This is a genomic window from Microbacterium mangrovi (genome assembly GCF_000802305.1).
Classification (GTDB): domain Bacteria; phylum Actinomycetota; class Actinomycetes; order Actinomycetales; family Microbacteriaceae; genus Microbacterium; species Microbacterium mangrovi.
Genome location: NZ_JTDK01000020.1, coordinates 17,903 through 40,565 on the forward strand (window position 1 = coordinate 17,903; position 22,663 = coordinate 40,565).

The 22,663-nt window shown below is 71.9% G+C and carries 21 protein-coding genes; 13 read left to right on the top strand and 8 right to left on the bottom strand.

Annotated elements, in window-relative coordinates; all coding sequences use genetic code 11:
• Window positions 1–34 precede the first annotated feature (34 nt).
• Window positions 35–421, bottom strand: a complete 387-nt coding sequence (locus LK09_RS18315; protein ID WP_039402808.1) for a PIN domain-containing protein — start codon at window positions 419–421, stop codon at window positions 35–37.
• Window positions 418–684 (bottom strand): hypothetical protein, encoded by a 267-nt coding sequence (locus LK09_RS18320; RefSeq protein WP_156138909.1) that lies wholly within the window; start codon window positions 682–684, stop codon window positions 418–420. The genes LK09_RS18315 and LK09_RS18320 overlap by 4 nt, the downstream gene beginning before the upstream one ends.
• A gap of 47 nt (window positions 685–731) precedes the next feature.
• Between LK09_RS18320 and LK09_RS18325 the strand changes: the two genes are divergently transcribed.
• From LK09_RS18325 to LK09_RS18335, 3 genes are read left to right on the top strand one after another with little or no spacing between them, the layout of a single operon-like run.
• The gene (locus tag LK09_RS18325) at window positions 732–2,795 is read left to right on the top strand and encodes an NAD(+) synthase (protein ID WP_039402812.1); all 2,064 of its coding nucleotides are present in this window, start codon (window positions 732–734) and stop codon (window positions 2,793–2,795) included.
• The gene (locus LK09_RS18330) at window positions 2,792–4,243 is read left to right on the top strand and encodes a phytoene desaturase family protein (protein WP_039402814.1); all 1,452 of its coding nucleotides are present in this window, start codon (window positions 2,792–2,794) and stop codon (window positions 4,241–4,243) included. The genes LK09_RS18325 and LK09_RS18330 overlap by 4 nt, the downstream gene beginning before the upstream one ends.
• A gap of 4 nt (window positions 4,244–4,247) precedes the next feature.
• Entirely contained in the window at window positions 4,248–5,702 is a 1,455-nt protein-coding gene (locus tag LK09_RS18335) for a lipase maturation factor family protein (protein WP_039402816.1), read from the top strand.
• A 3-nt stretch (window positions 5,703–5,705) separates the two neighbouring features.
• Here the strand turns inward: LK09_RS18335 and LK09_RS18340 are convergent, their stop codons facing one another.
• Together LK09_RS18340 and LK09_RS18345 are read right to left on the bottom strand one after the other, a co-directional pair.
• The gene (locus tag LK09_RS18340) at window positions 5,706–6,545 is read right to left on the bottom strand and encodes an SGNH/GDSL hydrolase family protein (protein ID WP_039402818.1); all 840 of its coding nucleotides are present in this window, start codon (window positions 6,543–6,545) and stop codon (window positions 5,706–5,708) included.
• Between the two features lie 98 nt (window positions 6,546–6,643).
• Window positions 6,644–8,158: an amino acid permease gene (locus tag LK09_RS18345; RefSeq protein ID WP_156138910.1), complete on the bottom strand. Its 1,515-nt coding sequence runs from the start codon at window positions 8,156–8,158 to the stop codon at window positions 6,644–6,646.
• A 278-nt stretch (window positions 8,159–8,436) separates the two neighbouring features.
• Between LK09_RS18345 and LK09_RS18350 the strand changes: the two genes are divergently transcribed.
• Window positions 8,437–9,438, top strand: coding sequence for a DUF4190 domain-containing protein (locus LK09_RS18350; RefSeq protein ID WP_039402822.1), 1,002 nt, complete (start codon window positions 8,437–8,439; stop codon window positions 9,436–9,438).
• A gap of 15 nt (window positions 9,439–9,453) precedes the next feature.
• Here the strand turns inward: LK09_RS18350 and LK09_RS18355 are convergent, their stop codons facing one another.
• Together LK09_RS18355 and LK09_RS18360 are read right to left on the bottom strand one after the other, a co-directional pair.
• Window positions 9,454–12,438, bottom strand: a complete 2,985-nt coding sequence (locus LK09_RS18355; protein ID WP_039402825.1) for an AAA family ATPase — start codon at window positions 12,436–12,438, stop codon at window positions 9,454–9,456.
• On the bottom strand, window positions 12,435–13,586 hold the full coding sequence (locus LK09_RS18360; protein WP_039402827.1) for an exonuclease SbcCD subunit D: 1,152 nt from the start codon (window positions 13,584–13,586) through the stop codon (window positions 12,435–12,437). The genes LK09_RS18355 and LK09_RS18360 overlap by 4 nt, the downstream gene beginning before the upstream one ends.
• On the opposite strand from LK09_RS18360, the gene LK09_RS20970 reads away from it, so the two are divergent.
• Window positions 13,585–14,355: a histidine phosphatase family protein gene (locus tag LK09_RS20970; protein WP_197061107.1), complete on the top strand. Its 771-nt coding sequence runs from the start codon at window positions 13,585–13,587 to the stop codon at window positions 14,353–14,355. The two genes, LK09_RS18360 and LK09_RS20970, sit on opposite strands and share 2 nt — an antisense overlap.
• 4 nt (window positions 14,356–14,359) lie before the next feature.
• Here LK09_RS20970 and LK09_RS18370 read toward each other — a convergent pair whose 3' ends face one another.
• On the bottom strand, window positions 14,360–14,671 hold the full coding sequence (locus LK09_RS18370) for a GNAT family N-acetyltransferase (RefSeq protein WP_039402829.1): 312 nt from the start codon (window positions 14,669–14,671) through the stop codon (window positions 14,360–14,362).
• Between the two features lie 374 nt (window positions 14,672–15,045).
• On the opposite strand from LK09_RS18370, the gene LK09_RS18375 reads away from it, so the two are divergent.
• From LK09_RS18375 to LK09_RS18400, 6 genes are all read left to right on the top strand, one after another.
• The gene (locus tag LK09_RS18375; RefSeq protein ID WP_039402831.1) at window positions 15,046–15,768 is read left to right on the top strand and encodes a winged helix-turn-helix domain-containing protein; all 723 of its coding nucleotides are present in this window, start codon (window positions 15,046–15,048) and stop codon (window positions 15,766–15,768) included.
• 43 nt (window positions 15,769–15,811) lie between these two features.
• On the top strand, window positions 15,812–16,765 hold the full coding sequence (locus tag LK09_RS18380; RefSeq protein ID WP_039402833.1) for a DNA-3-methyladenine glycosylase family protein: 954 nt from the start codon (window positions 15,812–15,814) through the stop codon (window positions 16,763–16,765).
• Between the two features lie 74 nt (window positions 16,766–16,839).
• Window positions 16,840–17,247, top strand: coding sequence for a VOC family protein (locus LK09_RS18385; RefSeq protein WP_197061108.1), 408 nt, complete (start codon window positions 16,840–16,842; stop codon window positions 17,245–17,247).
• Between the two features lie 37 nt (window positions 17,248–17,284).
• Window positions 17,285–17,527 (top strand): DUF4287 domain-containing protein, encoded by a 243-nt coding sequence (locus tag LK09_RS18390; RefSeq protein ID WP_039402835.1) that lies wholly within the window; start codon window positions 17,285–17,287, stop codon window positions 17,525–17,527.
• Window positions 17,524–17,760 (top strand): hypothetical protein, encoded by a 237-nt coding sequence (locus LK09_RS18395; RefSeq protein ID WP_052226986.1) that lies wholly within the window; start codon window positions 17,524–17,526, stop codon window positions 17,758–17,760. The genes LK09_RS18390 and LK09_RS18395 overlap by 4 nt, the downstream gene beginning before the upstream one ends.
• Entirely contained in the window at window positions 17,757–18,500 is a 744-nt protein-coding gene (locus LK09_RS18400) for an SDR family oxidoreductase (protein WP_039402837.1), read from the top strand. The genes LK09_RS18395 and LK09_RS18400 overlap by 4 nt, the downstream gene beginning before the upstream one ends.
• A 20-nt stretch (window positions 18,501–18,520) precedes the next feature.
• Here the strand turns inward: LK09_RS18400 and LK09_RS18405 are convergent, their stop codons facing one another.
• Window positions 18,521–20,599 carry a S9 family peptidase gene (locus LK09_RS18405; RefSeq protein WP_039402839.1) on the bottom strand — a complete coding sequence of 693 codons (2,079 nt, stop codon included), beginning with the start codon at window positions 20,597–20,599 and terminating at the stop codon, window positions 18,521–18,523.
• A 57-nt stretch (window positions 20,600–20,656) separates the two neighbouring features.
• On the opposite strand from LK09_RS18405, the gene LK09_RS18410 reads away from it, so the two are divergent.
• Window positions 20,657–21,064, top strand: a complete 408-nt coding sequence (locus LK09_RS18410) for a VOC family protein (protein ID WP_039402842.1) — start codon at window positions 20,657–20,659, stop codon at window positions 21,062–21,064.
• Between the two features lie 311 nt (window positions 21,065–21,375).
• Window positions 21,376–22,545: an RtcB family protein gene (locus LK09_RS18415; RefSeq protein WP_039402844.1), complete on the top strand. Its 1,170-nt coding sequence runs from the start codon at window positions 21,376–21,378 to the stop codon at window positions 22,543–22,545.
• Window positions 22,546–22,663: the final 118 nt, after the last annotated feature.

Genomic DNA, 22,663 nt, shown 5'->3' on the forward strand with positions numbered 1-22,663 from the left:
GACAGTAGCCGGGGCATCCGACATCGCCCCGCGGTCAGAGCAGGTGGGTGGGGATGCCGCGCGCGGCGGCGGCCTGGGCGAGCGCCCGGTCGGCGGTCGCGAGCCGGGCGCCGTACCGCTGTGCGGCATAGACGTCGAGGGCGTCGTCGAGGGGCAGCCGGACGGCCGCGCGCAGCTCGGCGATGGCCAGGGCGTCCGCGCCGGTCACCGGCATGATGGTCAGTTCCAGCCGGTCGAAGGCGGCCGCGACGGTCGCGCCGAGTCCGGCGAGCACCGGATGCACCAGCACCGCGGTCGCGGTCACCGCCGTGATCGCGAAGGCGCCGTGGCGCTCCCGGGCGATGAACCGCGATGCGACCGGGTGCAGGCTGTCCGCGCTGTCGAAGTGGGCCGTGAGCACGCGGCCGTCGAGCACGATCACCGCGCCCAGTCCCCCGTCCCGCCGGCGCCGGCCCGCGGATAGACGCTGCGCACGATGCCGGCGGTGTCGCGCACGGCGGCCGCGCGGGCGCCGGAGCGGTCGGCGGCGACCTCCCCCGCCCGCGCCGCGCCCAGTTCGATGAGGCGACGCAGCAGCACCGCGCGATCGGCTGCGTGCTGCGGCCAGACGAGGGCTGCGGCATCCAGCGCGCGAGCGATCTCATCGGTCTCGGTGACGCTGTGGCGGCGCCTGGAGGTCGGCATGTCCACAGCCTAATCCGGCAGGGCACGCGGGCTGGCAGACTTGGATCATGGCACTGCCCTTCGAAAGCGCCTACCGGCACGGCTTCGCACGCGTGGCCGCGTGCACGATCCCGCTCGCGGTCGCCGACCCGGCCGCGAACGCCCAGGCGGTGCTGCAGGCTGCGGCCGAATGCCACGAGGATGCCGTGGCGATCGCCGTGTTCCCCGAACTGTGCCTGACCGGCTACGCGATCGACGACCTCGTGCTGCAGGACGCCGTGCAGGAAGCCGTGGTCGCCGCCGTCGCGCAGCTCGTCGAGGCATCCGCGGAGCTGCTCCCGGTGCTCGTGGTCGGCGCACCACTGCGGCACGGCCATCGTCTCTACAACTGCGCGGTCGTCATCCATCGCGGGGCGCTCCTGGGCGTCGTGCCGAAGTCGGCGCTTCCCACGTACCGCGAGTTCTACGAGCGCCGCTGGTACGCCCCCGGCGACGACCAGCGCGGGCAGGAGATCGCCGTCGGCGACCTTCGGGCCCCGTTCGGCGTCGACCTGCTCTTCTCCGCGCGCGACATCCCGGGGCTGGTCCTGGCCGTCGAGATCTGCGAGGACATGTGGATCCCGGTCCCCCCGTCGTCGCGCGCCGCCCTGCACGGCGCCTCCGTGGTCGCGAACCTGAGCGGCAGCCCCATCACGATCGCACGCGCCGACGACCGGGCGCTGCTGTGCCGGGCGCAGTCGCTGCGCAGCCAGTGCGCGTACCTGTACGCGGCGGCCGGCGGCGGGGAGTCCACGAACGACGTGTCGTGGGACGGCCAGACGATGATCCACGAGCTCGGCTCCCTGCTGGCGGACACCGAGCGCTTCCCGACCGGGCCGCGGCGCTCGGTCGCCGACCTCGATCTGGACCGCATCCGGCAGGACCGCCTGCGCCAGGGCACGTTCGACGACAACCGGCGCACCCAGGCCGATCTCGGCGACGACGTGTTCCGCACGGTCGAGTTCACCGTCGACCCGCCCGCGGCCGACATCGGTCTGCGACACACCCTCGACCGCTACCCCTTCGTGCCGCCCGACCCGTCGCGCCTCGCGCAGGACTGCTACGAGGCGTTCAACATCCAGGTCTCGGCGCTGGTGCAGCGCATGCAGGCCATCGGCGGCCCGAAGGCGGTGATCGGCGTCTCGGGCGGCCTCGACTCCACCCACGCGCTGCTCGTCGTCGCCCGGGCCATGGACCGCATGGGCCGCCCGCGCAGCGACATCCTCGCGTACACGCTGCCCGGCTACGCGACCAGCGACCACACCAAGTCCAACGCGGTGCGGCTGGCCGAGGCGATCGGCGCCTCCATCGAGACGATCCCGATCGAGCCGGTGACCAAGGCCCTGCTGGAGGGGATCCGGCATCCCTTCGCGTCCGGCGAGCCGGTGCACGACGTCACGTTCGAGAACGTCCAGGCCGGCGCGCGCACCGATCTGCTGTTCCGTCTCGCGAACCGGCACGGCGGCATCGTCATCGGCACGTCCGACATGTCCGAGCTCGCCCTCGGCTGGGCCACCTACGGCGTCGGCGACCACATGAGCCACTACGGCGTCAACGTGGGCGTGCCGAAGACCCTGATGCAGCACCTGATCCGCTGGGTGATCGCCGCCGGCGAAGTCGATCGGGCGACCGCCGACGTGCTGCAGTCGGTGCTGGACACCGAGATCAGTCCCGAGCTCGTCCCGCCCGGACCCGACGGCAAGGTGCAGTCGACCGAGGACCTCATCGGTCCGTACGCGCTGCACGACTTCACGCTCTTCCACGTGCTCCGCTACGGGATGCGCCCGTCGAAGATCGCGTTCCTCGCGCAGCACGCGTGGGCGGATCCGGACGCCGGTGCCTGGCCGCCCGGGTTCCCCGCCGACGAGCGGTTCGGCTTCGATCTCGACGAGATCGTGCACTGGCTGCGCGTGTTCCTGAAGCGCTACTTCGGGTTCGCGCAGTTCAAGCGCACGGCGATCCCGAACGGACCCAAGGTGCTGCCCGCGGGGTCTCTGTCACCGCGCGGCGACTGGCGCGCACCGGCGGACGGCAACGCCCGCGCCTGGCTCGCCGAGCTGGATGCCGCCCTGCCCGACCTGCGAGGAACATGACCCGGAGCGCGACCGTCGTCGGCAGCGGACCGAACGGGCTCGCCGCATCGGTCGCCCTCGCCCGCGCCGGCTACCGGGTGCGCGTCATCGAGGCGGCCAGTGCTCCCGGCGGAGGCGTGCGCACCGCATCGCTGACGCTCCCGGGATACCGCCACGACGTGTGCTCCGCGGTGCATCCGGCCGCGCTCAGCTCCCCGTTCTTCCGCGCCTTCGGGCTGGACCGGATCGACTGGATCGTGCCGGAGATCTCGTTCGCGCACCCCCTGGACGGGGGGCGAGCGGCCGTGGCGTGGCGCGACCTGGATCGTACGGCCGACGCCCTCGGCGAGGACGCCGACCGCTGGCGGGCGGTCGTCCGTCCGCTGAACCGGGCGCTGGCGGGGGTCGCCGATTTCACGGGCCATCAGCTGATCCGGATGCCCCGGCATCCGCTGACCGCCCTGCGGTACGGCCTGCGGGCCCTGGAGCTCGGCACCCGGCTCGGGTACGGCACGTTCCGCACGGCGGAGGCGAACGCCCTGTACGCGGGGGTGGTCGCGCACTCGAACACCGCCCAGCCCACCGTCGCCGCCGCGGCATCCGCCCTGTTCCTCCTCGCCCACGCCCATTCGACCGGCTGGGCGTATCCGCGCGGCGGGGCCGGGGCGATCGCCCGGGCGCTGATCGACGACCTCATCGCCCACGGCGGAACCGTCGAGTCGGGGCACCGCATCACCGACCTGTCGGCGCTGGACTGGGGCGATCCGGATGCCGGCGACCTCCTGCTGCTGGACACCTCGCCGCGGCTGGCGCTGACGCTGCCCGACGTTCCCGCCGTGTGGGGCGAGACGGTTCGCGGCTACCGGTACGGGCCCGCCGCGGCGAAGGTCGACTTCGCTCTTTCCGGCCCGGTGCCCTGGGCGAACCCGGACGTCGCGAACGCCCCCACGGTGCACCTCGGCGGCACGCGTGCGGAGGTCGAGACGAGTGAGAACGCGGTCGCCCACGGCAGCGTGAGCGAGCATCCGTACGTGCTGACCGTCCAGCCGTCCGTCGCCGATCCCACCCGCGCCCCCGACGGCCACGCGGTGCTGTGGGCGTACATCCACGTTCCGGCGGGGTCCGGCCTCGACCCGACGGAGCACGTGATCCGGCAAGTCGAGCGGTTCGCCCCGGGCTTTCGCGATCGCATCCTCGCCTCGCACGCCGTGTCCGCTCAGCAGCGCGCGCACGAGAATCCGGCCGCGATCGGCGGCGACATCCTCGGCGGGGCGTTCACCTTCGCGCAGGCGTTCCGTCGCCCGGTCGTGTCGACGACGCCGTGGCGCACGCCCATGCGCGGCGTGTACCTCGCGTCGGCGGCCACCCCGCCGGGCCCCGGGGTGCACGGGATGCCCGGCTGGCTCGCGGCGCGCCGGGCGCTGCGGGATGCCGGCGAGCGCGCCGAGCTCGAGGACCTCTTCGGGTGATGCGATGGACGGGTTCGCCGCGCCGGATTTCGAATTCGCCCGGGAGGTGCTCCAGCGCGGTGTCGCCGCGCTGTTCGCGGTCGCGTTCCTCTCGACCCTGAACCAGTTCCCGGCGCTGCTCGGCGAGCACGGTCTGCTCCCGGCCCCGCGGCTGATCGCGTGGGTGCGCGCCGCACCGCGCCGGCGGTCCCTGCTGCGCCCCACTCTCTTCCGGTACCTGCGCTACACGGACCGGCGGCTGCGGGGGCTGTGCGCCGGCGGCATCGTCGTCAGCGTGCTGCTCGTGGCCGGCATCCCCCAGCTCGGGCCACCGTGGGTTCCGATGGCGTGCTTCCTCGCACTGTGGCTCGGCTACATGTCGATCGTCTCCATCGGCCAGACGTTCTACGGGTTCGGGTGGGAGATGCTGCTGCTGGAGGCCGGGTTCCTCACCGCGTTCCTCGGTTCGCGCAGCCAGCCGCCGCCGGTCGTGGTGATCGTGCTCTTCTGGTGGCTGGTGTTCCGCCTGGAGTTCGGCGCCGGGATGATCAAGATCCGCGGCGGCCGGGAGTGGCGCGACCTCACCGCGCTGATGTTCCATCACGAGACCCAGCCGATGCCGGGTCCGTTCAGCCGGCAGGCGCATCTGCTGCCCGCGTGGTTCCACCGCGGCGAGGTGCTCGGCAACCACTTCGCGCAGCTGGTGGTGCCCTGGTTCCTGTTCGCGCCGATCCTCGGGTACTGGCTGCCCGGGCCCGCACCGGCCCTCGTCGGGGATGCCGCGGCCGCCGTCGTCATCGCCACCCAGCTGTGGCTCATCGTCACGGGCAACTTCGCGTGGCTGAACTGGGCGACCGTGGTGCTCGCGTTCTCCGCGGTTTCGGTGCCCGGCGCGGGGACGCCCGGCATCGGCATCCCGCTGGGGTGGGTGGTCGTCACGAGCGCCGTCGGCGCCCTCTACGCGGTGCTCAGCTGGTGGCCGGCCCGCAACCTGGCAGCGCACCGCCAGCTCATGAACGCGAGCTTCAACCGGTGGCAGCTGGCGAACGCGTACGGCGCGTTCGGCACGGTCACCAAGGTGCGGGTCGAGTACGTGATCGAGGGCACGCGCGATGCGGATCCGGATGCCGCCGCCTGGCAGGAGTACGACTTCAAGGGCAAACCCGGCGATGTGCGGCGGATGCCGCGTCAGTTCGCCCCGTATCACCTGCGACTGGACTGGCTGATGTGGTTCCTGCCGCTCGGGCGGTCGTTGGAGGACTGGTTCACGGTGCTGCTGGTGCGGCTCCTCGAAGCGGACCGGGCGACCCTGCGACTGCTGCGCACCGACCCGTTCGACGGGGAGCGGCCCCGCTGGGTGCGGGTGATCTCCTACCGCTACCGTTTCACCGACCGGGCCGAGTATCGCCGGTCGGGCGCGCGCTGGGAGCGAGACCGGCGTCACGTGCTCGTGCAGCCGATCTCGCTCCCGAAGCGGTGAGGGTCAGGACACCCAGGGAGAGACCGCCCACGTGATGCGGGCGAGGGAGGCCTGTCCGGTCAGCGACGGGTGGAAGTAGTCCGTGGTCGAGATCTCGGACTTCGAGAAGGCGTAGTTCGCGACCGCGCCCTTGTCCCACGTGCAGGTCGTCACGGCCTGGCAGGCGGCCGCGAGCACCGCGTTGAAGTCGTCCACCCGCTGCTGGACGGCGGCGCGGCGCGCGACGTCCGCCGCGCTGGTGCTCGTCGGGTTCGCCAGCATCGACTTGCACACACCCAGGAGCGCCCACACGAACCGGGCGCTGAAGCTGCCCTTCTCGAGGTTGTAGAGCCGCATCAGGCTCGGGATGCTCGCCACGAAGATGTGCGCGGTGCCGGCGTTGCGCAGCGTCGTGAGCGCGGCGGTGACGTTCGCCTGGAACGTCGCGGTCGGGGTCATCGTGCTGACCGACGAGGTGCAGGCGTCGTTGGCGCCCATCTCGATCGTGACGTACTGGGCGCCCTGACTCACCGCCGTCGCAGCCTGCCCGGGAAGAGCGGCGGACGCGGCACCGGACACCGCATCGTTGTACGCGACCAGCCCGGTGTCGCCGGCGAGGCGCAACCGGGTCGCGTGGGACTGGACGGTCGTGTTCGTGCCGGTGGACCAGCTGTTGGCCGGACATGACGACAGCGACGAGCACGTCGTGGCCGCCTGCGTGATCGAGTCGCCGAGAGCGGCCATCTTGGCCGGGTAGCTCGGCGCCGCGGATGCCCCTCCCGCGGTGAACACGAGTGCGACGACGACGACCGCGCTTGCGGCCGCGGCCGCGACGGATCGAGCGAATGATGGACGTGCGCGCATGGTGACCCCCAGAGTCGAGCGCCGACGGGGTCACCGACGATCCCGCCGTTCGGCGGCATCCTACGCCCCCGCATCCGCAAGCGATACGGGGCGTCGCGTTACTTCTCCTCGTCGCGTTTGCGGAAGATGGCCGGGGGGTTCTCGGTGGCGGGGCGTTCGGCGACGACGGGGAACTTGCCGGTGTGTCCTTCGCGGGCGGCGGCGGCTTGCTGGATGCGTCCGCGGAACGTGTACCAGCCGATGATCAGCAGCGGGATGATGACGATCAGGGACGCCAGCACCCACCGCCCGGTGGGGGTGAACGCCATGGTGACGAGCACGAACGCGAGGAACGCGAGGGTCAGCCACGCGGTGAACGGGGCACCGAACAGGCGGAACGCGGGGCGTTGGATGCGGCCCTGGTTCGCCCATCGGTGCAGTTGCATCTGACACAGGATGATGGTCGCCCAGCCGCCGATGATGCCCAGCGCGGACACGTTCAACACGATCTCGAACGCCTGCTGCGGCACGACCGCGTTCAACCCCACCCCGAGCAGGGTGATGCAGGAGGTGAGCAGGATGCCACCGTACGGCACCCCGTTGCGACTCATCCGCATCGTGAACACCGGTGCGGACCCGTTCACCGCCATCGACCGCAGGATACGGCCGGTGGAATACAGGCCCGCGTTCAGGCTCGACATCGCCGCGGTCAGCACCACGAAGTTCATGATCGACGCCGACACCTCCCCCGCCTGCGGGGAGCCGATGTGGGAGAAGAACGTGACGAACGGGGACTCGTCCGCCGAGTAGGTGTTGTACGGCAGCAGCAGCGACAGCAGCAGCACCGAACCGACGTAGAAGATCGCGATCCGGATCACGACCGTGTTCACCGCGCGCGGCATGATCTTCTTCGGCTCCGCGGTCTCCCCCGCCGCGGTGCCGACCAGTTCGATCGCCGCGTACGCGAACACCACCCCGCTGATCGCCAGCAGCGGCGCGAACGCCCCCATCGGGAACCAGCCCCCGTTGTCGGCGATCACCGTCAGCCCGGTCGGACCGACGTCGGTGTGTCCGACGAACAGCAGGAAGATGATCCCGATGATCAGGAACACCACCAGCGCGGCGACCTTGATCAGCGCGAACCAGAACTCCATCTCCCCGAACACCCGCACCGACACCAGGTTCAGCGACAGCACCACGATCAGCGCGACCAGCGCGATCGCCCACTGCGGCACCGCCTGCAGGAACGGCACGTACGGCGCCCAGAACTTCACGTACAACGCCACCGCGGTGACATCCACGATCGACGTGAACGCCCAGTTCAGGAAGTACAGCCAGCCCGCCGTGTACGCCATCTTCTCGCCGTAGAACTCCCGCGCGTACGACACGAACGACCCCGACGACGGACGATGCAGCACCAGCTCGCCCAGCGCACGCAGAATCAAGAACGCGAAGAACCCGCACACCGCATACACCAGCACCAGCGACGGACCCGAGGATGCCAGGCGCCCGCCGGCCCCGAGGAACAGACCCGTGCCGATCGCACCGCCGATCGCGATCATCTGAATCTGACGCGGCCGCAGAGTCTTGTGGTACCCCTCCTCCTCGTTGGAGAAGTCCTGCGCCGCCAGCATGACGTCGCCGACGAGTTCCCGCGAGTTCTCCAGCGCCTGCTCCGGATCGTGATGCGGATCGTTGATGGCCATCGTCGTTCCCTCCTCCGAGGCCGCCGACGTCGGCGGCCTCCCCATCATGGCGCCGGATCGTTGCCGCCACCACCCGCCCCGCGGCTTTTCGCCCGCTTTGAGTATCGCGAGACCGAAATTGAGTAGTGGGCTGCCCGGATCCGTGCAGCGCACCGTCGCATCCGTGTCGATCGCTACGATGGACATCCGATCATCAGGAGGATGCCGTGTCCGACGACCGCCCCACGGAAGAGCCCGAACCGACCGGCGTGCCGGCTCCCCGCACTCCCGAGGAGCCCGTCGCCCCCGACGCGCATCCGACGACGCCGCTGCCGCCGTTCGGCGACCAGCCGACGGAGCCATTCATGCCCGCCGCGGCTCCGGTGCCGCCGCCCGTCCCGCCCGCCGGCTACGTGCCGCCCGCCATGCCCGTCCCGCCGCCCGCGCAGCCCGGGGCACCCACGGCCCCCGACGCCGGCTGGGCAGAGGTGTGGTCGCCCGGGCAGACGCCGGAGTGGCACGACGCCCAGTTCACGACGGGCGGCGTCGCGACCGCCCCGTCGCGCCGGGGACTGGCCGTCACCGCACTGATCATCGGCATCGTGGCGGTCGTGGTGGCCCTCCTCGGGTTCATCCCGATCGTGGGCTTCGCGTTCCTCGGCCTCGGCGGCCTGCTGGGTGTGGTCGCGCTCGTCCTCGGCATCATCGCGGTGTCGTCGAAGAACCGCGAGGGCCGCGGGATGGGCATGACCGGGCTGATCCTCGGCGCGCTCGGCGTGCTGCTGTCGATCGTCGCGATCGTCGCCCAGCTGCTCTTCCTCGCCGCGATCGCGAGCACGGGCGGCACGTCGACTTCGTCCTCCTCTTCATCCCAGGTCGCGCCGACCCCGGAGGCGGGCGCCAGCACGGCCCCCACCCCGCAGGCGTCCCCCACCGCGACCGGCACGTACGACGAGAAGGCCTATCTCGCGGCCGTCAAGCCGCAGCTGCTCGCGCTTTGGCAGACCATCCGCCCGGACGCGACCTCCCTGCCCTTCGACGACGAGTTCCTCATCACGGCCGGTCAGGAGATCCAGTCGAACAGCGGCAGTGCGAGCGACCTGGCATCGATGCGGGACGCCTTCGTGAGCGCGGCGGTCGGCCAGAGCAAGGGTGTGCTGTCCGAGGCCAAGGCGGGCGAGATCTTCGACATCCTCGCGTCCGCGGCGAACGCCCACCTGGCCGGATAAACGCCCCGGGCGGCGTCAGACGGCGTCGACCGTCGCGCGCTGCTCGATGCGGCTCGGCCCGTGCGACCCGGCCGTCACCCGCAACTGCGCGGGCAGCTGCTCACGCATCGCCTCGACATGGCTGATCACGCCCACCGATCTCCCGCCGTGCCGCAGGGTCTCGAGCGTGTTCATCGCGATCTCGAGGGTCTCGGCGTCGAGCGAGCCGAACCCCTCGTCGACGAAGAGGGTGTCGAGCCGGATCCCGCCGGCCCGCGCCGTGACGACGTCGGCGAGACCGAGCGCGAGCGCGAGGGATGCCAGGAAGGTCTCTCCTCCGGAGAGGGACGCCGCGGCGCGCGGCACCCCGGTGAAGGCGTCCATGACTTCGATGCCGAGACCGGAGGCGGCGCCCCGCGCCGCGCGCGCGTCGGTGTGCACGAGCCGGTAGCGACCCGAGGACATGTCGTCGAGGCGCACGTTCGCCTGGGCGACGATCTCTTCGAGCTCGGCCGCGAGCACGAACGCCTCGAGGGTCATGCGGTGGGTGTTCGCGCCGCGGCCGCCGATCGCGTCGGCCAGCGCGGCGATGCTCTCGGCTTCGGCGACGAGCGGCCCGACGGACTCGGCCTGGGTGCTCGCCCGCCGGTGGACGTCGTCGAGGGTCGCCGCGGTGCTCGCCGCACGGGCACGACGTTCGACCGCGTCCCGGTAGTCGCGGTCGGCCGCATCCAGCCGTGCCTGCAGCACGGCCAGGTCGACCGGCTCCTCGGGCAGCATGCGCAGTTCGAGGTCGAGCAGCCGCGCCCGCGTGGCGGCGAGCTTCTGCCCGTGCTCGTCGACCCGGGCGGCGAGGCTCGTGCGCGTCTGCTCGTCGCGCAGTGCTGCCGCGGCAGCATCGGCATCGGCGAAGCCGGACGATTCGATGCGCTGCACGAGGTCGGCGCGGGCCTCCTCCGCGGCCGCGCGGGTGACCGTGAGCGTGCGAAGCGCCGCGATCACCGACGTCGCCGACGTGCGCAAGGCGCTCGTCTCGGCGATGCGTGCGGCGACGCTCGACGCGCTGCCGCGCGCCTCGTCGACACGGCGCTCGGACGCCTGCACGGCCGCCCCCTGCGCGGCATGCTCGGCGCTCAGCGAAGCGATCTGCTCGGACAGCGCGTCGCGACGCTGCATCGCGGCGGTCTGGCGGGCGTCGAGCTGCGCCCGCTCAGCGGTCAGGGCATCACGACGGGCACGCTGCTCGGCAGCCGTGCTCGCCTGGGCACGAAGCGTCGCGAGGCTCTCCTCGAGGTGCGCGACCGTGGCGCCGCCGGAGCGTTCCGCGAGCTCGTTGCGCCGGGTGCGGGCGGCATCCGCGGCCTGCTGCGCCCGCGCCTCCGCCTCGCGTCGCTCGGCGCGATCACCCTCCGCGGCGGCGACCGCGGCGTCGGTGATCGGCTGGGCCGGCGGCTGCGCGGGCCGCGGGTGCTCCACCGCCCCGCACACCGCGCACGGCTCCCCGGGGCGCAGCTCGGCGGCGAGTTCGCCGGCATGGTTCTGCAGGCGCTGCTGCAGCAGGACCACGACGGCGCGACCGGCCGCATCCGCGCGCTCCGCGGCTGCCGCGTACACGCGCTCGGCGCGCTCGACCTGCTGCTGGGCCGCGACGAGCTCGTGCGCGGCGGCGAGCTTGGCCGCCCCCTCCTCGATGCGCAGCAGCAGCCCCGCTTCGGCGCCCGCCGCCTCGGATGCGGCGGTGATCTGCTCGTCGAGTTCGCCCAGCCGGTCGGGGGCGCTCTTCAGCTCCGCTTCGATCTGGTCCCGTTCGGCCCGGAGGTCTCCGATGCGAACGGTCAGCTGCGCGATCTGGTCGCGCGCGGCCGGCAGGCCCTTTTCGAGCTGATCGATCTCCTGCCAGGCCGAGAGCTGCGCGATCCATCGATCGACGTCGCTCTGCAGCTGCGCGTCGGTCGCGTCGGCATCCGGGTATCCGGTCGCCGCCAGCAGCGCACGGGCATCCGTCGATCGGCGCTGGGCCTCGAGCAGCTCGGACGAGCGCCGCGCGTCGACCTCGATCGTGGCGCGAAGCGCCTCGGCGGCCTGTGCGTCGGCGAGTTCGCGCCGCGCGACGGCGATCTCGGCGGCATCCGCTTCGAGCTCGGCCAGGCGCACCCGCTCGGTGCGCAGGTCGGACTGGGCCTCGGCGGTCTGCTTGCCCTCCCCGAGGGTGAGCTCCGCCCAGGTGCGCAGCTTCTGGGCCTGCTCGACCGCGGCCTCGCTGGTCTCGACCAGGTGCCGCGCCCGATCGCACGCAACGGCGAGCGCGGCGACCCTCTCGGCAATTGACGCCGCCTCGGCGCCCAGGGGCTGCGCGCCGGCGAGCTGCTCGCCGTGCGCGAGCAGCAGCTCCAGCGCCACCTTCGCCTTCTCGACGCCGTCGGCCGCCGCCTTGCGTCGGTCGGCGAGCGCGCGCGCATAGTCTTCGTACCGCCGCGTGCCGAACAGCGTGCGCAGCACCGCCTGACGCTCGTCGTTGCCGGCGAGCAGGAACTGCGCGAAGCGCCCCTGCGCGAGCAGGATCACCTGGAGGAACTGCTCGCGGGTGAGCCCGAGCACCTCGCTCAGCAGCAGGCCGACGTCGCGCGGGCCCGACGCCCGGCCGACCCACCGCCCCTGGACGAACTCGTCGAGCTGCGCGCGCGGCTTGACCGGCGTCGTGCCCTCGCCGCGCCGCTTCGGGCGGTCGTACTCCGGCGAGCGGGTGACGCGCAGCCGCCGGTCGCCGATCGAGAACTCGAGCCGCACCTCGGTGGGGTCGTCGGGCGCGCAGTGGTCGCTGCGCAGCCCCTTGTCGGACGATCCGTACCGCGGGACGCGGCCGTACAGCGCGAAGCAGACGCCGTCGAGGATGCTCGACTTGCCCGCGCCCGTGCGCCCGGTGATGAGGAAGACGCCGTCGTCGTCGAAGGCATCGAAATCGACCACCTGGCGATCGCGGAACGGGCCGAATCCCTCGAGCTCGAGTCGATGCAGCCTCATGCCGTCGCCTCCGCGACGACGCGTTCGTCGATGACCTCGCTGAGCACGGCGCGCTCGGCGTCCGTCGCGGCGTGGCCGGCGCGCACGTGCGCCAGGAAGGCGTCGATCAGCTCGAGGTCGCCGCGGGTCTCGCGGACCCGGGCCACGTACGTGCGGGAGTCCGCGGAGGCCCCGCGCACCGGCGAGTGGACCACCATCGCGCAGTGCGGGAACCGCTCCTGCAGGCGCCGCATCGGATCGCGCTGCGGGAGCTCGTCGGTGTACTCCGCGCGCACCCAGGCGTCTTCCTCGCCCTCATACGCGGGATCGGTCAGCAGGGCGTCGAGCGTGTCGTGCAGGGTGCGCAGCGGACGCGGCACGGGCAGCTCGAGCCAGGCGACCTGGGCGAGGCCGGCCTCGTCGAGCTCGACGAGCCAGGACCCGCGCGGCTTGCTCTGCTCGCCGAAGCTGTAGTGCAGCGGCGCACCGGCGTACCGGACCCGGTCGCTCAGCCGCGCGCGCCCGTGGATGTGCCCGAGCGCGACGTAGTCCGGCCCGTCGAACGTCGCCAGCGGAACGACGTCGAGGCCGCCCTGCTGGATGTCGCGCTCGAGGCTCGGCGTGGGCTCGACGCCGGCCGCGAAGCAGTGCGAGATCACGACCGACCGGTGCCCCGGCCGCGTCGCGGCATCCTGCCGCACCCGGTCCATCGCCACCGTGAGCACCTCGGCCTGCGTGCGCACGCCCGGCCACTCGTGGCGCAGCAGGGCCGGCTCGAGGTACGGGATGCCGTAGAAGTCGACGGGCCCGTGCGCGTCGTCGATCGCTATCGGCGTGCCGACGGCCGCCGGGTCGGTGAGCACGTGGATCCCGTCGCGCAGCAGCCGCGCCTGGAACCCGAGCCGCGCGGCGGAATCGTGGTTGCCGCTCGTCGCGATCACCTGCGCCCCGGTCTCGCGGAGGGCGACCAGCGCGTCGGTCAGCAGGGTGTAGCAGTCGGCGGCCGGAACGGCGGAGTCGAACACGTCGCCGGCGACCACGACCACGTCGACGTCGTGCTCGCGCACCTGCGCCACCAGGGCGTCCAGCACGGTGCGCAGCGCAGCCAGGGTGGAATGCCCGTGGAAGGTGCGACCGATGTGCCAGTCGGAGGTGTGCAGGATGCGCATGAGACAACGCTACGAGCCCCTTCCGACATCGGCCGCACGCCAGGCCGGTGCCGGGCATCCTGACCGCGCCGGCGCCCCCCGGATGCGCCAGAATGAGCCGGTGCGCCTCTATCTCGTCCGTCATGGCCAGACCGTCTTCAACGCGCTCGGGCGCACACAGGGCTGGTCGGACTCTCCGCTGACCGACGTCGGCCGCGCGACCGCGGCGCGGGTGGGCGCGAACCTCGTCGGGCTCGGCGAAGCCCCCTCGTTCGACGCCGCCTACGCGGCCGACATGGTGCGGCACGGCGAGACGGCCGCCCTGCTGCTCGGGGCGATGGCCGACGGCGTCCCGCTCGAGCGCACGGCGGGGCTGCGCGAGACGGGCTTCGGCGGCTACGAGGGCATGAAGGTGAAAGCGCTCTGGCGCCGGATGGACGAGCATCTGCGCGACCGCGGAGACGCGCGGAAGGTGTTCGAACTGTCGCTGCGCGAGCGGATCGACCTGTTCCGCGACAGCAACCCCTCGCCGGAGCACGAGGCGGAGGGATACGCGGCGGCATCCACCCGGCTGCTCGGGGTCGCGGCGGGGATCGGCTCCGCCCACGCCGACGCCGAGCGCGTTCTCGCAGTCTCCAGCGGGATGGCGATCCTCGTGCTGCTGGACGCGCTGGGCATCGCCGAGCCGCCGCGGTTCCTGGAGAACGGGTCGGTGACCATCCTGGAGCGCGACGGCGACCGCTGGACGGCGGTCGAGGTCGGCAGCACCCGCTTCGCCGACGGCGCCTGAGCGCTCAGGCGGCGCGCAGGATGCCGGCGCGTTCGGGGTGCTTGTCGAACCACTCCGCGACGTACCAGCACATCGCGATGACCTGACGGTCGCCGCGCGCCTCGAGATCGGCGATCGCGCGGTCGGTGACGACCGCCGCGTAGCCGTGGCCCCGGAAGGTCGGGACGGTGAACGCCCGGGTCATCGACACCGTGCGCCCGTCGTCGCGGTAGTCGAGCACCGCGACCAGGGTGTCTCCGTCGAAGAGCGCGTAGCGCGAGGCATCCGCCTGGTTCTCGAACCGCAGCGTCTTCGGGTCGGGACTCACATCCGTCATACCGCCAGCGTAGGCCGCGCCGGGACGGCCGGGGCCGTAACAGTGCGTCATGGATGCCGTAACATGCGCGGACGATTTGACGTACTTGGACGCGGTCCGACATAATCGGGCACATGACGAACATCGCACGCTCTCTGTCCGCCTGGGAGGCGAACGGGGCTGCCGGCATGATGATGCCGGCACGTGCTGTCATGTGTTGTCGAATGTGCCGCTGATCCGGTGACCCCTGCACGGCGCATCCGCAGGTACTCCCTCCTGCCGAGCGCCCCGAGCGTCTGACGCGAACCGCGTCCGCTCCGCACCAAGGCCCCACCCGGGCCGCCCTGCTCGATCGAACCCACCGCCTCCGGGTTCCGCACATTCCAGGACCACCCATGTCGAACATCGCCATCATCGAACGACCCACCGCCCGTCCCAATCTGCAGCTCGTCCCGGACTACGCCGACGAGACCCCCGCCGCTGCGTCCTCGGACGCCGCCCTGCCCACCGGCGCGACGCCGCGCGGCTTCGCCCTCTACGTCGGCTTCGACGAGGTCAAAGCCGCCGCGTCCGGGGTCTCCCTCGGCCGGATCGTGGAGGAGCTGCGCCGCACGCTCGCGACCATCGCGCCGGATGCCGAGACCTACGCGACCGTCGCCCTGGCCCCGGCCGGTGCCGGCGGCCGGGACGTCGACGTCGTGCGCCGCGCCCTGCGCGAGCCCGCCGCCGTCGCCCGCACCAACCCCGAGCCGGAGCCCGAGGAACAGGGCCGCAACGTCACGGGCGTGCTCGTGGACATCTCCCGCAAGCGCGTCATCATCGACGGCGAGCAGGCCGGCCTCACCTACAAGGAGTTCGAGCTGCTGCAGTACCTCGTGCTGCGCGAAGGCCGCACCATCGAGCGCACCGAGCTGGTCTCGTCGCTGTGGCGCGGCCAGGACGACGAGGACGCCCCCGGCGAGCGCACCATCGACGTGCACGTGCGGCGCCTGCGCGGCAAGCTCGGCGACTTCCAGGAGATCGTGCGCACGGTGCGCGGCGTCGGGTACCGGTTCGACCGGCACGCGGACGTCGTCATCCACTACGGCCACGGCACCCCGTCGCCCGACCGCTTCTGATCCCGCACCGCTCGATGTCGCAGGTCCGCCGTAGGGTGGGCGTGTGATTCCGGATGCCGCATCGGCCAGGCGAGGCACGACGCGCGGGCTCGCCGCGCTCGAGGCCGAGTACCGGCCGCGGCACCCCCTCGATCTGCGGCTGACGCTCGGCATCCAGCGCCACGGGGTGGGCGATCCGACCTTCCAGATCGCCCACGATGTCGTGTGGCGCGCCTCGCGCACGCCGGCGGGCGTCGCGACGCTGGCGCTGCGGCAGTCCGCCGACGGAGTCGTGCGGGCCGCCGCCTGGGGCGCGGGAGCGGAGTGCGCGCTCGATCGCGTCCCCCGGCTGTGCGGCGCAGACGACGACGACGCCGGCTTCGACGGGTCCGCGCATCCGGTCGTGGCCTCGTCGCTGCACCGGCATCCGGGTCTGCGGCTCAGCGCGAACGACGAGGTCTTCGACTCGCTCGTGGCGGCGATCTTCGAGCAGAAGGTCACCGGGCTGCAGGCGTTCGGCGCGTGGCGGCGCATCCTGACCCGCCACGGCGAGCGCGCCCCCGGCCCGACGCCCCGCCCGATGTTCGCCCCGCCGACGGTCGCCGGGTGGCGTGCGATCCCGTCCTGGTCGTGGCATCGGGCCGGACTCGAGCCGCCGCAGTCGCGCACGATCGTCACCGCGGCCGATCGGGCGGCGTCCATCCTGCGGTCCGCGACCGACCCGGTCGCGGCCGACCGGGTGCTGACGGCTCTCTCCGGCATCGGCGCGTGGACCTCTGCCGAGACCCGCATCCGGGCCTTCGGCGACCCCGACGCGGTGAGCGTCGGCGACTACCACCTGGCGCACGAGGTCGGCTTCGCGCTCACCGGGCAGCGCACCGACGACGACGGGATGCTCCGGCTCCTCGCGCCGTGGGCGGGTCAGCGTCAGCGCGCCGTGCGACTCATCCGGCTGAGCGGGGTGCGCGAGGCCCGGCGCGGTCCGCGTCTCGCCCCCGAGAACCACCACGAGCGCTGAGTGCAGCGCCGAAGACGCCGAGCGTTCACCCGAGGCCCCTGGTCGATGTCGGAGGTCCGGAGCAGACTCGGATCATGACGATCCTCAATCCCTATCTCGCCTTCCGCGACAACGCGCGCGAGGCGATGGAGTTCTACAAGTCTGTGCTCGGCGGCGACCTGCAGGTGATGTCGTTCAGCGACATCCCCGGCATGGCCGAGAACCCGTCCGACAACGACAAGGTCATGCACGCACAGCTGACCTCCCCGAACGGCCTCGTGATCATGGGCGCCGACACGCCCGCCTCGATGGAGTACCGGCCGCCGCAGGGCGTGGCGGTGTCGATCAGCGGAGAAGACGAGGCCGAGCTGCAGGGCTACTGGGACGCCCTCGCCGCCGACGGCACGGTCACGATGCCGTATGACACGCCGCCGTGGGGCGGCAAGTTCGGCATGGTCATCGACAAGTTCGGGTTCGCCTGGTACGTCTCTCTGAACGCGTGACCTCCGCGGTGTCCGGCCACGCCGCTACGCTGGCGGCATGGCCGAACTCCGTGTGAAGGCGCCCGACCTCAGCATCAAGCAGACCGGGCCCGCGTCCTACTTTCCGAGCATCGAGAAGAACTACGGCAAGCCCATCCAGTACTGGCTGGAACTGGCCGCCGAACAGCTCGACACGCACAAGCACGGCGAAGTGGTCACGTGGCTGAAGACCGAGTACGGGCTGGGCCACGGGCATGCGAACGCCATCGTCGGATATGCGAAGGCGAACCTGACGTCATGACCTCGCCACAGGATCACCAGGGCACCGGCTGGCCCACCGGACGCCGGGGCTGGATCGTCGGCACGGTCGTGCTGCTCGGGCTGGGCGCGCTCATCGGCGCCGTCCTCGGCAACGTCGGGCTCGGCCTGCTGCTGGGCGTGCTCGTCTCGATCGGCTGGCTGATCGCCTACGAGTCGTGGCGCGGCAAGACGCCGCACCTTCATGACGATGACGACGACGGGGCACGGCTGTGACCCTGCGCATCGCCGTCGCCGGCGGCACCGGGCAGGCCGGTTCGGAGGCGGTCCGGGCGGCCCGCGAACGCGGACACGACGTGGTCGTCCTCGCCCGGGCCACCGGCGTCGACCTCGTTGCAGGAACCGGAGCGCGGGAGGCCCTCGACGGCGTCGACGTGGTGATCGATGCGTCCGGCTCGGGTCCCGGCGACGACCCCACGGAGTTCCATGAGGCCGTGACGAAGACCCTCGTCAGCGTCGGGGCCGCGGTCGGCGTCCGTCACCTGGTCGTCCTCTCGATCGTCGGCTGCGACCGTGCTGCGACGTACCCCCTCTACGCCGGCAAGCTGGCCCAGGAGCGGGAGACCGAAGCGGGAGGCATCCCGTTCACGATCGCCCGTACCACGCAGTTCCACGAGTTCGCGAAGCTCATGTGGCGGGTCGGCAAGCGGGGCCCGCTGCACTTCGCCCCGCAGATGCGCTCGCAGCCGGTCGCCGTCCGCGAGGTCGGCGAGCACCTCGTGGATCTCGCCGAGGGCGCACCGCACGGGCACGCGCCCGAGTTCGCCGGTCCGCGTGAGGAGTCGGTGCTGGAGATGACCCGCGCCTACGCCCGGGCCATCGGCGGCGGCCCGGTGATCCCGATCCGGATGGGCGGCGACTTCGGCCGTGCCCAGCGCGACGGGTCCCTGCTTCCGGGCCCGCACGCCAAGCACGGCCGCCAGACGTATGCGGAGTGGATCAGCGCTCTGAGCTGAACGTTCTGAGCTGACCGCGCTCAGCCGAGTCGTTTCGGCTTCTGCCACTCCTCGCCGAGCACGTGCTGGGCGAGGAACGCGAACACCGTCTCGTACCAGACGACGGCGTGCTGGGGCTTGAGCACCCAGTGGTTCTCGTCGGGGAAGTACAGGAACCGGTGCGGCATCGAGCCGTCCTCCGCCGCGAACTGCGCATTCAGCTCGGACCACAGCCGCAGACCCTCCCCCACGGGCACCCGGTAGTCGCGATCGCCGTGCACCACCAGCATCGGGCTCGTGATGTTCGCGAGGTGCCGGTGGGGCGAGTGCTCCGCCATCGCCTCGGGGGTGAAGATCGACTGCCAGTACGGGGTGAAGTCCGTCGTCGGGCCGAACTGGTCCAGCGCCCAGAGACTGGCGTGAGTGACGATCGCCCGGAAGCGGTCGGTGTGCCCGGCCACCCAGTTGGCCATGTAGCCGCCGAACGAGCCGCCCATGGCGGCCGTGCGGGTCTCGTCGATGTCGTCGCGGGCGACGACGGCATCCGTGATCGACATCAGGTCCGTGTACGGCGCCGCGCCCCACGCGTTCCAGCCGCGTGCGATGAAGTCCAGGCCATAGCCGGTCGACAGCGCGGGGTCCGGCAGCAGCACGGCGTAGCCGCGCGCGACCGCGAGCTGCGGGTTCCAGCGCCAGCTCCACGCGTTCCAGCTGTTCAGGGGTCCGCCGTGGATCCAGAGCAGCAGCGGCGCCGGAGCATCCGCCGCGGCATCCTGCGGCAGCAGCAGCCAGCCCCGGACGCGCGCCCCGTCGGCCGCGGTCGTCTCGACATCCGTCATCCGCGCGGGGACCTCCGGGATCGGAGCGGGCGTGGCGAGTTCGATCACCGTGCCGTTCCGGTCGATGCGCACCGGATGCAGGGGCGTCATCCACGACGCGCGCAGCGCGACCAGCTCGCCCGACGTGCGGTCGACACGCACGTTCGAGTACGTGAAGTCGTCGGCGGTGAGCTGCTGCACCCCGCTGTCGTCCAGCGGGATGCGGAACACCGGCCCGCGGCCGTCCTGGTCGGCGGTGACGATGAGCGCGGTGTCGTCGAGATCGAAGGCGACGGAGCTCGGCCAGCGATCCCAGTCCGCCGCGATCCGGTGCGGATCGGACCCGTCGATGCCGGCGACCCAGAGTTCCTGCTGAGAGGGCGCCGCGGCGTTCTGCAGCGCGGCGCGCACGAACGCGATCGTCCGGCCGTCGTTGCTGACCACCGGCATCTCGGCATCCGCCGCGGGATCGTCGAAGACCGGGGTGTGCCGGCCGGAGGCCACGTCGATCGCGACGATGCGCAGGCGCACGTCGGCGCCGCGCGGCACCTTCAGGGCGGCGACCACCGTCGCGCCGTCCGGGCTGATCGCCACGCCCTCGGTGTCGGCCGAGCGCCCCGGGCGCGGTGTCAGGTCGACCGGCCGCGGCAGGTGCGCGGGGTACGGCTTGGCGGCATCCTCGTCGTCGTCCTTCTCGGCGTCCGGCGCTGCGGGCGAGCCGACGGGATCGGCGAGTCCGCGGACGTCGAGGGCGAGCAGGTGCGGTTCGTCGGGCCCGAGGTCGTGGTCCCAGTACCGGATCGGGTAGCCGTCGTGGAGGATCGCCGCGACCTTGTGCTTCGTGCGGTCCGCGCGCAGCCGGGCGTCTTCTTCGAGGGTGCAGGCGCTCGGCAGCAGGCCGGCGGCGATCACGAGCCGGTCGGATGCCGCCGCGGCGACCGCTCCCGAGATGCCGCCCGCGAGCGCGGTGACCCGGCGCGCCTCGCCGCCGTCGGCGGGAAGCTGCCACAGCTGGGCTGGGTCGTTCTCGCCGGCTTCGCCGTCGGGGCGCGCCGAGACGAAGAGCACGTCGCCGGATGCCGTGAAAGACGCGGCCGACTCGCCCTTGGCGGAACGCGTGAGGCGCACCGCGCCCGGTGATCCGTCGGCGGCGATGCGCCACAGTGCACGGTCGTACCCGGTCTTCTTCGCGTTGAGCGTCGCGACGGTCAGCACCGCGTGCCGTCCGTCCGGAGAGAGCGCCAGCGCTTCGACGCGCGGCAGGGCGATGTAGTCATCCAGGGAGTCGAACGCAGTCGTCACCCTGACACGCTACGCCTCGAGCCGCCGATGTCGGGGGCACCGGGCAGACTGTCGGACATGGCACTTGTCGATCACCTCGGGATGACCGTCGATGACCTGACACGCGCGAAGGAGCAGTTCGATCCGGTGCTCACCGCGCTCGGCTACCGCATCGGGTCCGACGATCCGGCCGGGATCGCCTGGCAGAACGGCACCGAGACCGAGCTGATCCTGCTGCCCGCCCGAGAGGAGGGAACAGGCCCGCACGTTCACGGGCGCGTGGGGTGGCAGCATCTCGCCTTCGACGTCCCCTCACCTGACGAGGTCGATCGGCTGCACGCGATCGCGGTCGACGCCGGCTGGACGGTGGTGCGCGCGCCCAAGCTCTACCCGCGCTTCAATGACCGCTACTACGCGTCGTTCGTGGAGGACGACAACGGGATCCGCATCGAGTTCATGTTCAACCCGCCGCGCGACGCCTGTTGACGACGTCGGTATCCTTCAGTATCGTTGCAAGGCTGTGCCGACCGGCACAGCAGGACGAGAACGCCGAGAGGACGACGCGGATGCCATTGCGCACACTCCGTTTCGATGAGGTGCTGGGTCAGAATCCCGGCGACCTCCTCAAGTCGCACCCTCCGGTGACCGTGGTCTAGAGACATCCGATCTCTCGCGCCCCGCACCGCACAGGTCCGGGGCGCTTCCTTCTCCGCGCGCAGAGGCGGAAGAGCGCCGGCCCCGTGGGCCGCCCTCCCCGCATGCTCCGCGCGAGCGTGCTGCAACGCAAGGAAAGGAACATGGAGAAACTCTCCGCACGGCTGCTGTCGTGGGCGAGCCTGATCGACGAGAAGACCCTCGCGCAGGCCCGCACCGCGGCGCGCATGCCGTTCATCCACCCGCATCTGGCGCTCATGCCCGACGCCCACCTCGGCAAGGGCGTGACCGTGGGGTCGGTCATCCCGACCCTCGGCGCGATCATCCCGGCCGCCGTCGGCGTGGACATCGGATGCGGCATGATCGCCGTCCGCACCCAGTTCGAGAAGTCGCAGCTCACCGGCCGTGACCTCGCCCCGCTGAGCGAGGCCATCGAGCGTGCCGTCCCGCTGTCGGCGGGGCACGCCAACCGCAAGGTGGTCGCCACCGCCGAGCCGCGGATCGCGGAGCTCGAGGAGCGGGCGGAGAAGGCCGGGTTCGACCCGGCCGGCTACGCCGGGAACTGGCGTCTGCAGCTGGGTTCGCTCGGTTCGGGCAACCACTTCATCGAGGTGTCGCACGACGACCTCGACCGGGTGTGGCTGTTCCTGCACTCGGGGTCCCGGGGCATCGGCAACAAGATCGCCACGCACCACATCGGGGTCGCACGACGGCTCGCGAAGCAGTGGTGGATCGACCTGCCCGACCCCGACCTGGCCTACCTCGTCGAGGGCACGGCGGAGTTCACCCGGTATATCCGGGAGCTTCGCTGGGCGCAGCACTTCGCCCTGCTCAACAGGGAGGAGATGATGGATCGGGTGGTGCGGCAGGTGTCCGAGTTCCTCGGCGAGCCGGTGGCCGAGCAGGAGCGCATCAACTGCCACCACAACTTCACCGAGCACGAGAAGCACTTCGGCAAGGAGGTGTGGGTCTCGCGCAAGGGTGCGATCCAGGCCGACCTCGGTCGTCCGGGTCTCATTCCGGGGTCGATGGGCACCGCGTCGTACGTGGTCGAGGGGCTCGGGAACCCGCTGTCGCTGAACTCGTCGCCGCACGGCGCGGGCCGGGAGTACTCCCGGTCGGCGGCACGGCGCACCTTCTCGCACGAGCAGCTGAGGGAGGCGATGACGGGCATCGAGTTCCGTGACACGGACGCCTTCATCGACGAGATCCCGCAGGCGTACAAGCCGATCGACACGGTCATGGCGGACGCCGCCGACCTGGTGACGATCCGGCACACGCTGCGCCAGCTCGTCAACGTGAAGGGCGACTGAACGATACGATCTGCGGCCCGACCCCGTCGGGCCGCAGATCCGGCCCCGGCACGGACGGAGGCGTGTCGTACAGATGGCCGCACGACACGCCTCCGGGATGCCGCCCGGCGTACAGATC

What these genes read in the sequence shown, in the direction of transcription:
- LK09_RS18320 (WP_156138909.1), bottom strand. Translation starts at nt 684, where the DNA reads ATGCCGACCTCCAGGCGCCGCCACAGCGTCACCGAGACCGATGAGATC.
- LK09_RS18325 (WP_039402812.1), top strand. Translation starts at nt 732, where the DNA reads ATGGCACTGCCCTTCGAAAGCGCCTACCGGCACGGCTTCGCACGCGTG.
- LK09_RS18330 (WP_039402814.1), top strand. Translation starts at nt 2,792, where the DNA reads ATGACCCGGAGCGCGACCGTCGTCGGCAGCGGACCGAACGGGCTCGCC.
- LK09_RS18335 (WP_039402816.1), top strand. Translation starts at nt 4,248, where the DNA reads ATGGACGGGTTCGCCGCGCCGGATTTCGAATTCGCCCGGGAGGTGCTC.
- LK09_RS18340 (WP_039402818.1), bottom strand. Translation starts at nt 6,545, where the DNA reads ATGCGCGCACGTCCATCATTCGCTCGATCCGTCGCGGCCGCGGCCGCA.
- LK09_RS18345 (WP_156138910.1), bottom strand. Translation starts at nt 8,158, where the DNA reads ATGCTGGCGGCGCAGGACTTCTCCAACGAGGAGGAGGGGTACCACAAG.
- LK09_RS18355 (WP_039402825.1), bottom strand. Translation starts at nt 12,438, where the DNA reads ATGAGGCTGCATCGACTCGAGCTCGAGGGATTCGGCCCGTTCCGCGAT.
- LK09_RS20970 (WP_197061107.1), top strand. Translation starts at nt 13,585, where the DNA reads ATGAGACAACGCTACGAGCCCCTTCCGACATCGGCCGCACGCCAGGCC.
- LK09_RS18360 (WP_039402827.1), bottom strand. Translation starts at nt 13,586, where the DNA reads ATGCGCATCCTGCACACCTCCGACTGGCACATCGGTCGCACCTTCCAC.
- LK09_RS18370 (WP_039402829.1), bottom strand. Translation starts at nt 14,671, where the DNA reads ATGACGGATGTGAGTCCCGACCCGAAGACGCTGCGGTTCGAGAACCAG.
- LK09_RS18375 (WP_039402831.1), top strand. Translation starts at nt 15,046, where the DNA reads ATGTCGAACATCGCCATCATCGAACGACCCACCGCCCGTCCCAATCTG.
- LK09_RS18385 (WP_197061108.1), top strand. Translation starts at nt 16,840, where the DNA reads ATGACGATCCTCAATCCCTATCTCGCCTTCCGCGACAACGCGCGCGAG.
- LK09_RS18390 (WP_039402835.1), top strand. Translation starts at nt 17,285, where the DNA reads ATGGCCGAACTCCGTGTGAAGGCGCCCGACCTCAGCATCAAGCAGACC.
- LK09_RS18395 (WP_052226986.1), top strand. Translation starts at nt 17,524, where the DNA reads ATGACCTCGCCACAGGATCACCAGGGCACCGGCTGGCCCACCGGACGC.
- LK09_RS18410 (WP_039402842.1), top strand. Translation starts at nt 20,657, where the DNA reads ATGGCACTTGTCGATCACCTCGGGATGACCGTCGATGACCTGACACGC.
- LK09_RS18415 (WP_039402844.1), top strand. Translation starts at nt 21,376, where the DNA reads ATGGAGAAACTCTCCGCACGGCTGCTGTCGTGGGCGAGCCTGATCGAC.